Annotated in this window: 21 protein-coding genes; 14 read left to right on the top strand and 7 right to left on the bottom strand. The window is 60.2% G+C overall.

The window, feature by feature from the left end:
• Positions 1-86: 86 nt before the first annotated feature.
• Complete coding sequence (galU, locus tag KZX66_RS15885; RefSeq protein ID WP_003212579.1) at positions 87-926, bottom strand: UTP--glucose-1-phosphate uridylyltransferase GalU; 840 nt, start codon at positions 924-926, stop codon at positions 87-89.
• 312 nt (positions 927-1238) lie between these two features.
• On the opposite strand from galU, the gene KZX66_RS15880 reads away from it, so the two are divergent.
• Together KZX66_RS15880 and KZX66_RS15875 are read left to right on the top strand one after the other, a co-directional pair.
• On the top strand, positions 1239-1424 hold the full coding sequence (locus KZX66_RS15880; RefSeq protein ID WP_034127495.1) for a hypothetical protein: 186 nt from the start codon (positions 1239-1241) through the stop codon (positions 1422-1424).
• Between the two features lie 142 nt (positions 1425-1566).
• Entirely contained in the window at positions 1567-1848 is a 282-nt protein-coding gene (locus KZX66_RS15875; RefSeq protein ID WP_248081001.1) for a hypothetical protein, read from the top strand.
• Positions 1849-1855: 7 nt separating this feature from the next.
• Here the strand turns inward: KZX66_RS15875 and KZX66_RS15870 are convergent, their stop codons facing one another.
• Together KZX66_RS15870 and KZX66_RS15865 are read right to left on the bottom strand one after the other, a co-directional pair.
• Positions 1856-2086, bottom strand: a complete 231-nt coding sequence (locus KZX66_RS15870) for a hypothetical protein (RefSeq protein WP_248080998.1) — start codon at positions 2084-2086, stop codon at positions 1856-1858.
• 21 nt (positions 2087-2107) lie between these two features.
• Positions 2108-2458 carry a hypothetical protein gene (locus KZX66_RS15865; protein WP_248080996.1) on the bottom strand — a complete coding sequence of 117 codons (351 nt, stop codon included), beginning with the start codon at positions 2456-2458 and terminating at the stop codon, positions 2108-2110.
• A 212-nt stretch (positions 2459-2670) separates the two neighbouring features.
• Between KZX66_RS15865 and KZX66_RS15860 the strand changes: the two genes are divergently transcribed.
• From KZX66_RS15860 to KZX66_RS15815, 10 genes are all read left to right on the top strand, one after another.
• Entirely contained in the window at positions 2671-2973 is a 303-nt protein-coding gene (locus tag KZX66_RS15860; protein ID WP_027606593.1) for a DUF1883 domain-containing protein, read from the top strand.
• Between the two features lie 25 nt (positions 2974-2998).
• Entirely contained in the window at positions 2999-3166 is a 168-nt protein-coding gene (locus tag KZX66_RS15855) for a hypothetical protein (RefSeq protein WP_248080993.1), read from the top strand.
• 4 nt (positions 3167-3170) lie between these two features.
• The gene (gene alkB, locus KZX66_RS15850; protein ID WP_248080990.1) at positions 3171-3836 is read left to right on the top strand and encodes a DNA oxidative demethylase AlkB; all 666 of its coding nucleotides are present in this window, start codon (positions 3171-3173) and stop codon (positions 3834-3836) included.
• A 75-nt stretch (positions 3837-3911) separates the two neighbouring features.
• A complete protein-coding gene (gene ada / locus KZX66_RS15845; protein WP_248080988.1) occupies positions 3912-4958 on the top strand; it encodes a bifunctional DNA-binding transcriptional regulator/O6-methylguanine-DNA methyltransferase Ada in 1047 nt (348 codons plus the stop codon).
• A gap of 107 nt (positions 4959-5065) precedes the next feature.
• Positions 5066-6124: a nitronate monooxygenase gene (locus KZX66_RS15840; RefSeq protein ID WP_248080987.1), complete on the top strand. Its 1059-nt coding sequence runs from the start codon at positions 5066-5068 to the stop codon at positions 6122-6124.
• 115 nt (positions 6125-6239) lie between these two features.
• A complete protein-coding gene (gene modA / locus KZX66_RS15835) occupies positions 6240-6992 on the top strand; it encodes a molybdate ABC transporter substrate-binding protein (protein ID WP_248080985.1) in 753 nt (250 codons plus the stop codon).
• Positions 6993-7673 (top strand): molybdate ABC transporter permease subunit, encoded by a 681-nt coding sequence (modB, locus tag KZX66_RS15830; protein ID WP_248080983.1) that lies wholly within the window; start codon positions 6993-6995, stop codon positions 7671-7673.
• 5 nt (positions 7674-7678) lie between these two features.
• Positions 7679-8758 carry a molybdenum ABC transporter ATP-binding protein gene (modC, locus tag KZX66_RS15825; protein WP_248081141.1) on the top strand — a complete coding sequence of 360 codons (1080 nt, stop codon included), beginning with the start codon at positions 7679-7681 and terminating at the stop codon, positions 8756-8758.
• Between the two features lie 73 nt (positions 8759-8831).
• Positions 8832-9860 (top strand): DNA topoisomerase IB, encoded by a 1029-nt coding sequence (locus tag KZX66_RS15820; RefSeq protein ID WP_248080981.1) that lies wholly within the window; start codon positions 8832-8834, stop codon positions 9858-9860.
• Positions 9861-10124: 264 nt separating this feature from the next.
• Positions 10125-10829: a YoaK family protein gene (locus KZX66_RS15815; RefSeq protein ID WP_248080979.1), complete on the top strand. Its 705-nt coding sequence runs from the start codon at positions 10125-10127 to the stop codon at positions 10827-10829.
• A 145-nt stretch (positions 10830-10974) separates the two neighbouring features.
• Here KZX66_RS15815 and KZX66_RS15810 read toward each other — a convergent pair whose 3' ends face one another.
• From KZX66_RS15810 to KZX66_RS15795, 4 genes are all read right to left on the bottom strand, one after another.
• A complete protein-coding gene (locus tag KZX66_RS15810) occupies positions 10975-11328 on the bottom strand; it encodes a hypothetical protein (protein ID WP_248080977.1) in 354 nt (117 codons plus the stop codon).
• Positions 11329-11528: 200 nt separating this feature from the next.
• Positions 11529-11840: an AzlD domain-containing protein gene (locus KZX66_RS15805; protein ID WP_248080973.1), complete on the bottom strand. Its 312-nt coding sequence runs from the start codon at positions 11838-11840 to the stop codon at positions 11529-11531.
• A complete protein-coding gene (locus tag KZX66_RS15800; protein ID WP_248080971.1) occupies positions 11837-12532 on the bottom strand; it encodes an AzlC family ABC transporter permease in 696 nt (231 codons plus the stop codon). Before KZX66_RS15800 ends, KZX66_RS15805 begins: the two co-directional genes overlap by 4 nt.
• A 71-nt stretch (positions 12533-12603) precedes the next feature.
• A complete protein-coding gene (locus tag KZX66_RS15795) occupies positions 12604-12819 on the bottom strand; it encodes a hypothetical protein (RefSeq protein ID WP_025856028.1) in 216 nt (71 codons plus the stop codon).
• A gap of 177 nt (positions 12820-12996) precedes the next feature.
• Between KZX66_RS15795 and KZX66_RS15790 the strand changes: the two genes are divergently transcribed.
• Both KZX66_RS15790 and KZX66_RS15785 read left to right on the top strand, forming a co-directional pair.
• Positions 12997-13353, top strand: a complete 357-nt coding sequence (locus KZX66_RS15790) for a metalloregulator ArsR/SmtB family transcription factor (RefSeq protein WP_248080968.1) — start codon at positions 12997-12999, stop codon at positions 13351-13353.
• A gap of 19 nt (positions 13354-13372) precedes the next feature.
• Positions 13373-14656: an arsenic transporter gene (locus KZX66_RS15785; RefSeq protein ID WP_248080966.1), complete on the top strand. Its 1284-nt coding sequence runs from the start codon at positions 13373-13375 to the stop codon at positions 14654-14656.
• Positions 14657-14659 lie beyond the last annotated feature (3 nt).

The following is a 14659-nucleotide window of genomic DNA, read 5'->3' as shown; positions in this document are numbered from 1 at the left end:
GCAGGCCGTCAGCATACCGACTTACAGGGTGCTGAAAAACGAAAAAGCCACCCGAAGGTGGCTTTTTAGCGGCAGACAGGCGTGAATCAGTAAGCCTTGCCAGTTTTGTAGAAGTGCTCGTAACAGAAGTTGGTGGCTTCGATGTAGCCTTCAGCACCACCGCAGTCAAAGCGACGGCCCTTGAACTTATAGGCAATCACGCAACCGTCTTTGGCTTGCTTGAGCAGCGCGTCGGTGATCTGGATTTCACCGCCCTTGCCCGGCTCGGTTTCTTCGATCAATTTGAAGATATCCGGCGTCAGGATGTAGCGACCGATGATCGCCAGGTTCGACGGAGCATCTTCAGGCGCTGGTTTCTCAACCATGTCACGAACACGGATCAGGCCATCACCAATGTCGTCGCCGGCAATCACGCCGTACTTGTTGGTCTCTTGAGGATCAACCTCTTGGACGGCAACGATGGTGCAACGGTACTTTTGATACAGCTTGACCATCTGGGTCAGTACGCCGTCGCCTTCCAGGTTCACACACAAGTCATCCGCCAGCACCACGGCGAACGGTTCGTCACCGATCAGCGGGCGACCGGTCAGGATCGCATGGCCGAGGCCTTTCATCTGGGTCTGGCGGGTGTATGAGAACGAGCACTCGTCGAGCAGCTTGCGGATGCCGACCAGGTATTTTTCCTTGTCGGTGCCTTTGATCTGGTTTTCCAGCTCATAGCTGATATCGAAGTGGTCTTCCAGCGCGCGCTTACCGCGGCCGGTGACGATGGAGATTTCGTTCAGACCGGCATCCAGTGCTTCTTCCACGCCGTACTGAATCAGTGGCTTGTTCACCACCGGCAGCATTTCTTTGGGCATGGCCTTGGTCGCTGGCAAGAAGCGAGTGCCGTAACCGGCTGCTGGGAACAAGCATTTCTTGATCATATGGGTCCTTACAAAGGGCTGTGCGTACGGAATTCGGCGCAGTCTAATCAGGCCGCAGCCACCTTACAATGGGGTGGGCTACTGGCGTTGCGATGTCATCATAGAGAAAAAAACTCGACGTAAGTTCCGCTGATCTTACGAGCCGTGTCTTAACGGCACGGTAAAACAAGTCGATTTCCCACTGCTGAAACCACCAAGAACCCTTTTAACACGCTTTGCGGCTCGGAACATTGACCTGGAATAACTTGCGCGGCCCCACGACATTTGGCGCTATCATTAGGCCCTTTAACCACACCACGAGATTGTTAATAGATGTCAGAACCAAAAGGCGTGAACGGCTACCTGATCACCAAGCGAGCGGACGGCTGGCACCTGATCAACTTCCACGGAGACAGCGTTGCGGGTGTTTTCGAAAGCGAAAGCATGGCGATTGCCGTCGCCGAAGTGTTTGTGGATGAAGCAGGCCACGCATCGAGCAAGCGGCCGAAGACCAAGTAAGCCTTAAAGCATCACGCAAAAAGCCCCGATTTCAGGGGCTTTTTGGTGTTTGTCTGTACCTACATGGCAGTTCGCTATAATCTTCCGAAAACGCCCCACGACAAGTGTCAGCGCCCTTTCACACCCTTGACGACGACCCTACATGAACAAACTTCTGGCACTGATTGCGGTACTGGCGCTTGCCGGCTGCACCACCACCTCTGATGTCTACCTGAAAAACGGCGAACAAGGCCTGACCATCGACTGCTCGGGCGAGGCCAACTCGTGGGCCAGTTGCTACGAAAAGGCCGACGCTTCCTGCGCGGGTACCGGCTACCGTATCGTCGGCACCGAAGGCACCCCGGCACTCAAGGAAAGCGACAAAACCCTGGGCCAGGACGTAGGCAACTTTAAAAGTCGCAGTGTCGTGGTGGTCTGCAAGTAACCCTGCGTTACAAGTGAATCTCGGCAAACTTGATACCCAGCTCCCGAAGGAGCTCGGTCAACTGGTCAAGGCTGGCAAACGACTCGACTTCATCCTGGTCATCCACCAGGAAATAACTGCGCCCGCCGCTCTTCTTGAAAAAGACAATCCACTCGCCTAGATGAGCAGGGTTCTGGATGACATGGGTGGCCGAGATTTCACCTTCGCCATGACGGGTCTTGACGTGTTCACGCTTCATATCTGGTTTTCCACAGCGGCATCAGCCGGAAATGCATTCTTCCCCGGCCTTCTTCACATCAGCCGGGCGGATCGGCACGTTGGACATGCTCTCGTAGAGTTTGATACTGCTGCCGCTGGAGCGCTCTTCAATTTCAAAAATGGCCGACGGGTCTGCTGAAAATTTCTGCGGCACGATCACACGCACACCGTCCTTATGCGGTTCGATCTGCGGCGGGCGACGAGTAGCTGATAATTTGCGTACCACGCACGCGGCGTATTCCTGGGGTTTTTTCCCGGAAATGACGGCGAGCGTCGGCGGGGTCTGCTTGATATCTGCAACCGAAGCACACCCACCGATCGCCAAGGCCAGCACCAACACACTCCACTTCATACAAAACCTCCGATAAAGATCCTACGACCACGGGGATGGTAATTTTCTCCCGCCCACGTAGGATTTATCCCTGATAACTCGGTAAATAACTGTTTTAAATTGTCGACGTGACTGAAGACGAGTCGATAATAAACGCGCTGGGGCTGATAAACTCCATCTTAACCTACGTATCGTTCTGATTTTTCAGAAAAAGCCCTTCTGGAGACACCCTCATGAAATTTATCCACCAGCGCGAGCACCTCAACGAGGGAGATATTGTCGTCATCGAATGCTCGCAGACTTGTAATATCCGTCTGATGAGCGATGCGAATTTCCGCAGCTTCAAAAATGGCGGTCGCCACACCTACCACGGCGGCGCGTTCGACACATTCCCCGCCAAAATCACCGCGCCGAGCACGGGCTTCTGGAACATCACTCTTGACGTGGTCACGCGCCGCGCGATCAGCGTCACTCGCAAGCCCGCGCTGTCCCACAAGATTCGCATCGTACGTCGCACCAGCACCAAGCTGAGCTGATTTGCATACGCCACAGGAAATAGCCGTGACTGCCACTACTAAATACGTGATCAAGTACAAGCTCAACGGCGAACGCCGCTTTGAGTTCGCCCAACTGACGACCCATAGCGTGGAAGAAGCCAAGCAAGCCCTGGCGAAAATCCACGATGCCAGCGATGAAATCACTGACATCACCGTGAGCAAGGCGCTGTAAGACCATGCCCGGCCCCACCGCCGACCTGTTCGCCGATGACGCCCTGCAACAACCTGCAGGACGCGAGCAAATTGGCGAGCAATCCTACGTGCTAAGGGGCTACGCCCTGCGCTGGATTGAAAGGCTTCTACCCGAGTTACGCCGCGTGCTGGCTCAATCGCCGTTTCGGCAAATGGTCACGCCGGGGGGCTTTACCATGTCGGCGGCATTGAGCAGTTGCGGCGCGCTGGGCTGGACCACCGACACCACGGGCTACCGCTACAGCCCGCTCGACCCACGCAATCAGCGCCCCTGGCCCGCCCTTCCCGACGCCTTGCGCGAATTGGCCGTACAGGCGGCCGCTGAAGCAGGGTTTCGCGAGTTCGCCCCGGATGCCTGCCTGATCAATCGCTATGTACCCGGCGCAAAAATGTCTCTGCACCAGGATAAAAACGAACGCGATTACAGCGCGCCGGTGGTATCGGTGTCCCTCGGGTTGCCGGCGATTTTCCTGTTCGGTGGCCATGCGCGCAGTGACAAAGCGCAGAAAATTTCGTTGTTTCACGGCGACGTGGTGATCTGGGGCGGCGTTGATCGCTTGCGCTTTCACGGCGTGATGCCGATCAAGGAAGGCACGCATCCGATCATGGGCGCGCAACGCATCAACCTGACCTTGCGTACCGCCGGCTGATTTGACCGCAAGCTTCGGAGTGCCAGACGACCACGGCACGGCTAACCTGCTGAGGATCAGTCAAGAGTGCCCACCATGACTACCGAACAAGACCCGCGCTGGGCGGCGATCGTCGCCCGCGACCCCAAGGCCGATACGCTGTTCGTCTATGGCGTTAAAACCACCGGCGTGTATGGCCGGCCCAGCAGCGCCTCACGCTTGCCGCGCCCGGAAAACATCGAATTTTTCGACACGCCGGCACAGGCCGAAGCGGCAGGCTATCGCCCCAGCAGGCGCGCCGCCGGCGACCAGACCCAGCGCGCCGCGCAGCATGCCAAATGGGTGGCCGACGCCTGCAGATATATCGAGCAGGCTGACACCCCGCCCCATCTGGGCACCCTGGCCGCCCAGGCAGGCCTGAGTCCGTTTCACTTCCACCGCGTCTTCAAGGCCGTCACTGGCCTGACCCCCAAGGCCTACGCCAGCGCCCACCGCTCACGCAAATTGCGCGATGGGCTCAAAGGCCAACATACGGTGACGGATGCGCTGTATGACGCAGGCTTTAATTCCAACAGCCGCTTTTACGCGTCGGCCAACCACGTGCTCGGCATGAAGCCCAGCGATTACAAAGCCGGCGGTACCCATAACCAGATCCTGTTTGCGGTCGGTGAATGCTCATTGGGGGCAATTCTGGTGGCGCAAAGCACGCGCGGCGTGTGCGCAATTTTGCTGGGCGATGAACCGGACACACTGGTGCGTGACCTGCAGGATCAATTCCCCAAGGCCGAATTGGTGGGCGCCGATCGCCGCTTCGAACAGTTGATCGCACAGGTGGTGGGGTTTATCGAAGCCCCCGCCCTGGGCCTGGACTTACCCCTCGACGTGCGCGGCACCGCGTTCCAGGAACGGGTGTGGCAGGCGTTGCGAGACATTCCCGTGGGCAGCACCGCCAGCTACGCGCAGATTGCCGAGCAGATCGGCGCCCCCACATCGTTTCGCGCAGTGGCCCAGGCCTGCGGCGCCAACCGCCTGGCCGTGGCTATCCCCTGCCACCGCGTGGTACGCAGCGATGGCGATATCTCGGGTTACCGCTGGGGCGTCGAGCGCAAGCGTCAATTGCTCGAGCGTGAACGCGACCGTTAACGCCGCACGAAAAACCTGCGTCGTCCAGTGAATAAAACAGACTGGCCGGGAGCCAGATGCCCTGCTAAAACAGCGAAAAATCCGACGAACGCTGGAGACACACCCCCATGAGCACCTGGCCCGACACGCGCATTCTCGACCTGCTCGGTATCGAGGTACCGATCATCCAGGCGCCGATGGCCGTTGGCACCACCACCGCCATGGTCATCGCGGCCAGTCAGGCTGGCGCATTGGGGTCGATGCCGGCCGCCGCGCTGAGCACCGAGCAACTGCGTGAAGCGCTGGCCACCATCCGCCAGGCCTGCACGGGGCCTATCAACGTGAACTTCTTCTGCCACCAACCGCCGCCAGTGGATGAGGCGCGGGATCAGCGCTGGAAGGCATTGCTTGAGCCTTATTACCAGCAACTGGGCGCCGATTTTACCGCGCCAACGCCGGTGACCGACCGCGCACCGTTCAATGACGCCGCCTGCCAGGTGGTCGAAGCGTTTCGTCCAGAGGTGGTCAGTTTCCATTTCGGGCTGCCGGAGCAAAGCTTGCTGGACCGAGTAAAAGCCACAGGCGCCAAAGTGCTTTCATCCGCCACCACGGTAGAGGAGGCGATTTGGCTGGAACAGCACGGCTGTGACGCAATCATTGCCATGGGCAGCGAGGCCGGTGGGCATCGCGGGCTGTTTCTCAGCGACGACCTCAACACGCAGATCGGCCTGTTCGCCCTGTTGCCGCAGGTCGTCGACGCGGTGAAGGTGCCGGTGATTGCGGCCGGCGGGATCGGCGATGCGCGCGGGATTGTCGCGGCATTCGCGCTCGGTGCCTCGGCGGTGCAGATCGGTACTGCGTACCTGTTTACCCCGGAAGCGAATGTCACTGCCGCCCACCATTACGCGTTGCGCCACGCCCAGGCCAGCGAAACCGCGCTGACCAACCTGTTCACCGGCCGCCCGGCCCGTGGCATCGTCAACCGCGTGATGCGCGAATTGGGCCCGATCAACCCGGCGGCCCCGGCGTTTCCGCGCGCCGGCGGTGCGCTGGTGCCGCTTAAAGCAAAGGACGAGGCAGGCTTCAGTAACCTGTGGTCGGGCCAGGCACTGCGCCTGGGCAAAGACATCACCGCTTATGACCTGACGCGCGAGCTGGCCGAGCAAACGCTGGCCAAACTCACCTGATCCAGGCACCCGCGGCCACTTCGCGCTGTACCGGCAATGGCCAACCGCTATATATTCGCCTACATAGCGGTTAGCCTTCTCCCATGACACGCCGAGCACACCAAGGAGCTGCTTCATGATGATTCACGCCTCACGCCTGGCCGTGCTGGTCGCCGCGTTCGCGTTTGGTTCGGCCCATGCCGACGAAGTCCAGGTGGCGGTAGCCGCCAACTTCACCGCGCCGATCCAGGCGATCGCCGCCGATTTCGAAAAAGACACCGGCCATAAACTGATCGCCGCCTACGGCGCGACTGGGCAGTTCTATACCCAGATCAAAAACGGCGCGCCGTTCGAAGTGTTTCTCAGCGCCGATGACACCACCGCGAAAAAACTTGAAAACGAAGGCGATGCCGTCAAAGGCTCGCGCTTCACTTACGCCATCGGCACCCTGGCGCTGTGGTCAGCCAAAGCAGGCTACGTAGACGCCAAGGGCGAAGTGCTGAAGAAGAACGACTTCAAGCACCTGTCCATCGCCAACCCTAAAGCGGCGCCGTATGGCTTGGCCGCGACCCAAGTGCTGGAAAAGGAAGGATTGAGCGAGCAGGTCAAAGACAAACTCGTCGAAGGCCAGAACATCACCCAGGCCTATCAGTTTGTCTCCACCGGCAATGCCGAACTGGGTTTTGTGGCCTTGTCGCAGATCTACAAAGACGGCAAAGTCACCGGCGGTTCGGCATGGATCGTCCCGGCCGCCCTGCATGACCCGATCAAACAGGACGCGGTGATCCTCAACAAAGGCAAAGACAGCACCGCTGCCAAGGCACTGGTCGACTACCTGAAAGGTCCGAAAGCCGCGGCCATCATCAAGTCCTACGGTTACGAGCTCTAAATGCCGCTATCGAGTGCCGATTTTTCCGCCATCTGGCTCACCATCAAACTGGCGTCACTGACGACGGTGATCCTGTTGGTCATCGGCACTCCCATTGCGCTGTGGTTGTCGCGCACGCGCTCAGGGTGGCGTGGGCCCATTGGTGCGATCGTTGCCCTGCCGTTGGTGCTGCCGCCCACGGTGATCGGTTTCTACCTGCTGCTGACCATGGGCCCCAACGGCTTCTTCGGCCAGTTCACCCAGTGGCTGGGCCTGGGCACACTCACTTTCAGCTTCAGCGGGCTGGTGATCGGCTCGGTCATCTATTCCATGCCGTTTGTGGTGCAGCCTTTGCAAAACGCGTTTTCCGCCATTGGCTCGCGCCCGCTGGAAGTTGCCGCCACCTTGCGCGCCAGTCCATGGGACACCTTTTTCAGCGTGATCCTGCCCCTGGCCCGCCCTGGTTTTATCACCGCAGCCATTCTCGGTTTCGCCCACACCGTCGGTGAGTTTGGCGTAGTGCTGATGATCGGCGGCAATATCCCGGACAAGACCCGCGTGGTCTCAGTGCAGATTTACGATCATGTCGAAGCCATGGAATATGCCCAGGCCCATTGGTTGGCGGGGGCCATGGTGGTGTTCGCATTCATCGTGTTGCTGGCGCTGTACTCCAGCCGTAAAACCAACGTGGGCTGGAACTGATGTCGATGATCGATGTGCGCCTGCAACTCCAGTACTCGGGCTTTGCCCTGGATGTGGACCTGCACCTGCCGGGACGCGGTGTAACGGCGCTTTACGGGCACTCCGGCTCCGGCAAAACCACCTGCCTGCGTTGCATTGCCGGCCTGGAGCGCGCGGACAACGGTTTTATCCAAGTTAATGGTGACGTCTGGCAAGACAGCCGCAATGGGCTTTTCGTGCCACCGCATAAGCGGGCGCTGGGCTATGTGTTCCAGGAGGCCAGCCTGTTCCCGCATCTGTGCGTGCGCGCCAACCTGGAATTCGGTCTCAAGCGCATCCCTCGCCAGCAACGTCGGGTGGACATGACCCAGGCCGCCGAATTGCTGGGCATCGCTCATCTGCTCGAGCGCAACCCGCTGCACCTCTCAGGCGGCGAGCGCCAGCGCATCGGCATCGCCCGCGCGTTGCTCACCAGCCCGCGCTTGCTGCTGATGGATGAGCCACTGGCCGCACTCGACAGCCAGCGCAAGGCCGAGATCCTGCCTTACCTGGAGCGCCTGCACGACGAGTTGGACATACCCGTTCTGTATGTCAGCCACGCTCAGGATGAAGTGGCGCGCCTGGCCGATCACATCGTGCTGCTCAATGAAGGCAAGGCCCTGGCCAGCGGACCCATCGGCGAAACCCTGGCACGGCTAGACCTGCCCCTGGCCCGGGGCGACGACGCTGGCGTGGTGATCAACGGCACCGTGAGTGCCTACGATGCGCACTATCAATTGCTCACCCTGCAACTGCCGGGCAGTGTGTTACCGATGCGCGTGGCCCATGCCCCGCTGGCCGTGGGCAAAGCGCTGCGGGTCAAGGTGCAGGCGCGCGACGTGAGCCTTAGCCTGCAAGCCGAAGAACACAGCAGCATCCTCAACCGCCTGCCGGTGACCGTGATCGAGCAAATGCCTGCGGACAACAGCGCTCACGTGCTGGTGCGCCTGGAAGCCGATGGCACCTCATTGCTGGCGCGCATCACACGCTACTCGCGCGATCAGTTGCACCTGCACCCAGGGCAGCAGCTGTGGGCACAGATCAAGGCCGTGGCGGTGCTGGCCTAAGTATTTGGCACGAGCGCACAGCGCTGCGGTCAATCAGACATACCGGCCTGATCTGATGCCAAGGAACCCGCCCATGCCCGACTCCACCCTGCCGACCGACCTGCCCCGCGACCTGCATTACGTTGACGACACCCAACCGGGCATTCGCCGCAAGAAAGTGCGCGGCAAATTTCACTACTTCGATGCCAAGGGTGTACGCATCACCGACGATGAAGAGATCAAGCGTCTTAATGCCCTGGCCGTGCCGCCGGCGTACACCGATGTGTGGATCTGCGCCGACCCGCGCGGCCATCTGCAAGCCACCGGCCGTGACGCCCGTGGGCGCAAGCAATACCGCTACCACGCGCGCTGGCGCGAAGTGCGCGACAGCGACAAGTACGCGCGCCTGCAAGCCTTCGGCCAAGCCCTGCCCAAGCTACGTAAACGGTTGGAAGCGCAACTGGCCGCGCCCGGTTTTACCCGTGAAAAGGTCCTGGCCACCGTGGTGATGCTGCTCGATGCCACGTTGATCCGTGTCGGCAATACCCAATATGCCCGCGACAACAAATCCTACGGGCTGACCACGCTTCGCAATCGCCATGTGGGCGTCAAGGGCAGCGAAATAAAGTTCCAGTTCCGTGGCAAAAGTGGCGTAGAGCATCAGCTCAGCGTGCGGGATCGACGCCTGGCGACGGTGGTCAAGCGCTGTATGGAGTTGCCGGGGCAAGACCTGTTTCAGTATCTGGACGAAAACGGTGAACGCCACACCGTCAGCTCGCAGGATGTGAACGCCTACCTGCACAGCCTCACCGGCGCAGACTTTACCGCCAAGGACTACCGCACCTGGGCCGGTACGGCGCTGGCATTGGCGGTGTTGCGCGAGCTGGAGTGGCAGCCGGAATCGGATGCCAAGCGACACGTTGTCGCGACGGTCAAGGACGTCGCCAAACAGTTGGGCAACACTCCTGCCGTGTGCCGCAAGTGCTATATCCACCCGGCGGTGCTCGAGCATTTCAGCCTGGGCCAACTGTCCAAATTGCCCAAGCCCAAGGTGCGCAAGGGGCTCAAGGCCGAGGAGGTGGCGTTGGCCATGTTCCTTGAACAGCTCGCCGAGGCGGGTTAGGTTTGTCTCCCTTCACCCTCACGCTGCAACACCTGTACTTTCAGTTCGCCGATAGCGCTCTGTTGCAGGAGGACCTAAACCGCGACTTTACCGGCGATGTTGGTGGTGTCCCATGATGAAGCGTTTGTGCGAGCGATCAGGCCCACCCATGTGCTCAGTTGGAACCCCCTCGGTTGGCAGTTGGACACTGTCTGAGGTCATTGCGCGCGAACTGAAAGCGTCCTACCGTAGTGGCCGGATAATCTCATTGAGGAGCCCGGCCCGATGCTGCCTTCGTCTCACAAGCCGTTTGCTAATGCTGCACTGGCCCACCAACAGCGCTGGCGCGGTCGGGTCGGATTGATCCTGGTGGCCTGCCTGTCGGTGCTGGCGGGCATGACCGATGCTATTGGTTTTATGGCCAGCGGTGACTTTGTCTCGTTCATGAGCGGCAACACCACGCGCCTGGCGGTGGCGATCAGCGCGGGCGATCTCGGGCTGACCGGGCGACTGTTGCTGCTGGTCGCCACCTTCGTGGCGGGCAACGCATTGGGGGTGGTGGTGAGTCGCTTCGGTCGACGCCATGCACTGCCGCTGCTGCTGTGCATCGCGGCGTTGTTGTGCGCGGGCGCATTGTGGCCGTTCGGCGATGCACTGCCCGCGCTGCTGGCAGCCATCACGGCGATGGGCATGCTCAATGCAGCAGTGGAAGAGGTCAATGGTTTGCCGGTGGGGCTGACCTACGTCACCGGGGCGCTGTCACGGTTTGGGCGTGGCTTGGGACGCTGGATGCTCGGTGAACGCCGCAACGGCTGGCGCGTGCAGTTGATTCCGTGGGGCGGCATGTTTGTCGGTGCGGTGATCGGCGCACTGCTGGAGCAGCAGATGGGCTTGAAGGCGTTGCTGGTCAGTGGCGTGTTGGCAGGGTTGTTGGGGGTATTGACGCTGAAGATTCCCCGTCGCTGGCATTTGGGGTTCATGCCGCGCTAGAGAAAAAAGATGCTCGCCCGAGGCGTCGGCCTCGACGTCCGTGTGCCGGTAAAGAGCCACCACTTCGGGCGAGCGGTGTGAATAATAAGCGAAACGCCCGGTGGCTGTCCTGCCGGGCGTTTCCGAATATGACTGAGGCAACGGATTACAGACAGGTTGCCAGCGCAGCCAAACGGCGCTTGGCAGGCATGCTGTCTTCAGTCGCGTAGTAGTTGACGGTCGCGCCGGCGCCGGCGCTTTTTACGTCGACAAAGTAGTCCCCGCCCGTGGTGTAAACGGTGAATCCTCCCGCGCCGTTCGGCTCCTTGAAGCCACCCGCGTCGACGCCGAACACACTTTCGTCCTGCCAGCCAAACTGAATGCATTCGGCAACCACCAGGGTCGCCTTGTCCGACGCCAGGGTCTTATAAGGACTGCCTGCGCGCGCTTCGTTCATCTTCGACCCCGCGCAACCGGCCAGTGCTGCCAGTGCCAATGCACCCAATACCATGTTCCGCATGCCATCGCTTCCTTGAAAAAAACGCGACTTTACCATTAGCCGACACCGCCCATGCTGATCAAGCGCTGCGCGAACTCAACGCCGAGCCGTATGAATATAGTTTCACTGTGAAGAGTGAACCCGCCATTTATAGTGGCCTGGCTCATTTTTAGAAGTCTCCCTTCTGCCTGCTCTCCCGCAGGCTTTTTTTCGTCTGCGTGTCAGAACCACCAGCGAAACAGGTAGAACAACGCCATGCTCAGCAGCACGGTGAGCAGTACATTGCGCGTCCAGAACATCAACCCCACGGCGCAGACGCCAGCCAGCAAATAGGGGTTGGCGGGGCTCAGGTTGAGCCGGTGGTCAGCCAGGAAAATAATCGGCCCGCAAATCGCAGTAAGCATGCCCGGCACCGCAAACCCCAGAAACTCCCGCGCGCCACGGTTGAGACGCACCGGCAGACGCGGTTCGATAAACAGGTAACGATTCAGAAATACCACCAGCCCCATGGCCACAATCATCAGGTAAATCATCGCTGCCCTACCCCCAGTCGCTTGCAGGCAAACCCTGCGCTCATGCCCAAGACCCCGGACACCACCACCGCCGATTCCCAGTGCAGGAAGCTCAGCCACACGGAACACAGCAGCGCTACCGCGACGCAAACCACCGTCGGCACATCGCGCACCACGGGAGTGATCAAGGCGATGAAAGTCGCGGCAATGGAAAACTCCAGCCCCAACTGATCGAGGCCCGGAATGCTTTTACCCAGCACGATGCCGGCGAGGGTGAAGAGGTTCCAGGCGATATAGAACGTCAGGCCCACGCCCAGGGCGTACCAGCGATTGAACGTCTCACGGTCGTAGTGGCTGACCAGTGCGAAAAATTCGTCGGTGAGCAGAAAACCCAGGCTCATGCGCCAGCGGGTCTTGAGCGGCGAAACAATCGGGCGCAAATGCATGCCGTACAGCAAATGCTGGGAGGTCAGCAGCAACGTGGTCAGCACGATGGAGATCAGGCTCGCGCCGCTCTTGACCATACCGATGGCAACCAACTGCGCCGCGCCGGCAAACACGATCGCCGACAAACCCTGGGCTTGCAGCGGGGTAAATTGCGCATCGATGGCCATGGAGCCGGCGAGCAGCCCCCAGGGCGCACAGGCCAGGGACAAGGGAATAACGGCGATGGCGCCGCGAGCGAAGGCGTAATGCGGTAAGGAAGCAGGCATGGAGACGGCTCATCGACAGACAGTCGACAAGCATGCCAGCCCGATCAGGGGTGTGTCTTGAATGATCTTGCTCAGGCGAGCCTGACCGACACCTGCTCCACGGAATCGCGCGCTTCGCGCAATTCGTGGGCGTCCTGGTTGAGCCGGTGGATGGTATTGAGCAAGCGCTGACGCAGCACTTCATCGCCGAGTTTTTCCACGGCGCGCATCAGGTCGAACGCCGCGGTTTCGTTATTTTCCGCGACGGAATCCAGGGTCTTGCGCAGGTTGCGAGTGGCACGGGTCACGCGGGTTCTTCCTTCGTCAGCAATGGCAGGCACTTTAGGACATTCGTGTTTCATTTTAATTTCAAGCACTTGTGGTTCATTTGGCGGCGTTTGATCCATGTCAACGCAAAACCGGATTTGACCTACATATATGGTAATACGTATATTCGGCCAACCGCATATACGAAACCGCTCACCATGTCAGCGCCGCTCTCTCCCCCCACCTTGTTCAAATGCCTGGCCGATACCACTCGCGCCCGGTTGACCCTATTAATCCTGCGCGAAGGCGAACTTTGCGTGTGCGAACTGATCCATGCTCTGGACGACAGCCAGCCAAAAATCTCGCGCCACCTGGCGCACCTGCGAAGTTGCGGATTATTGCTGGATCGTCGCCAAGGCCAATGGGTCTACTACCGCATCAATCCGGCACTGCCCCACTGGGTGACCCACGTGCTGGACATCACCCTGCAAGCCAACCAGCCATGGTTGCACACCGACGCCCAGCGTCTGGATGCAATGGGCGACAGACCACAACGGGCCAGCACCTGCTGCTGAGCCATCGGAGCGTTTATTCATGCTTGTCGCGATTGCTATTTTTATCCTCACCATCATCCTGGTCATCTGGCAGCCCAAGGGCCTCGGCGTCGGCTGGAGCGCCACCCTCGGCGCGATCCTGGCCCTGGCCTGCGGCGTCATCAGCCTGGCGGACATCCCGGTGGTGTGGCACATCATCTGGAACGCCACCGGAACCTTTGTCGCCCTGATCATCATCAGCCTGCTGCTCGATGAAGCCGGTTTCTTCGCCTGGACCGCGCTGCATGTGGCGCGCTGGGGCCGTGGTCGCGGCCGACGTTTGTTCGCTTATATGGTGCTGCTCGGGGCGCTGGTTTCAGCGCTGTTTGCCAATGACGGTGCGGCGCTGATCCTCACGCCTATCGTCATGTCGATGTTATTGGCGCTGCGCTTCTCCCCGGCGGCGACCCTGGCGTTCGTGATGGGCGCAGGTTTTATCGCGGACACGGCGAGCCTGCCGCTGGTGGTGTCGAACCTGGTGAACATCGTCTCGGCGGACTATTTCAAGATCGGCTTCAACGAATACGCCGCCGTAATGGTGCCGGTCAACTTCGTCAGCGTCGCGGCCACCCTCGCCGTGCTGTTATGGTTCTTTCGCCGCGATATCCCGCAGACTTACGACCCGGCGGACCTGGCCGAGCCGGCCAGTGCCATTCACGACCGCGCCACCTTCCGTGCCGGCTGGTGGGTGCTGGGCATCCTGTTGATCGGCTGCTTTGCCCTGGAGCCGTTGGGCATCCCCATCAGCGCTATCTCCGCAGTGTGCGCCGTGCTGTTGCTGGTCATCGCCGCCAAGGGTCATAAGATTTCCACGCGCAAAGTGCTGAAAGAAGCGCCGTGGCAGATCGTGGTGTTTTCGTTGGGGATGTACCTGGTGGTCTATGGCTTGCGCAATGCCGGCCTCACCACTTATCTGGCGACCTGGCTCGATACCTTTGCGACTTACGGCATTTGGGGCGCGGCCATGGGCACCGGCGTGCTGACGGCTCTGCTGTCCTCGGCAATGAACAACCTGCCGACCGTGTTGATCGGTGCGCTGTCCATCGAGTCCAGCCATGCCGTTGGCGTGGTCAAGGACGCGATGATCTACGCCAACGTGATCGGCAGCGACCTGGGCCCCAAAATCACCCCCATCGGCAGCCTGGCCACGTTGCTGTGGCTGCATATCCTCGCGCGCAAAGGCATCACCATCACCTGGGGTTACTACTTCAAGGTGGGGATCGTGCTGACCGTGCCTGTATTGCTGATCACCCTTGCCGCCCTCGCCTTACGTCTGAGTATCTGACGG

The organism is Pseudomonas sp. EYE_354 (genome assembly GCF_023148575.1).
Taxonomy (GTDB): domain Bacteria; phylum Pseudomonadota; class Gammaproteobacteria; order Pseudomonadales; family Pseudomonadaceae; genus Aquipseudomonas.
This window is presented reverse-complemented; position numbering and strand designations above follow the sequence as displayed.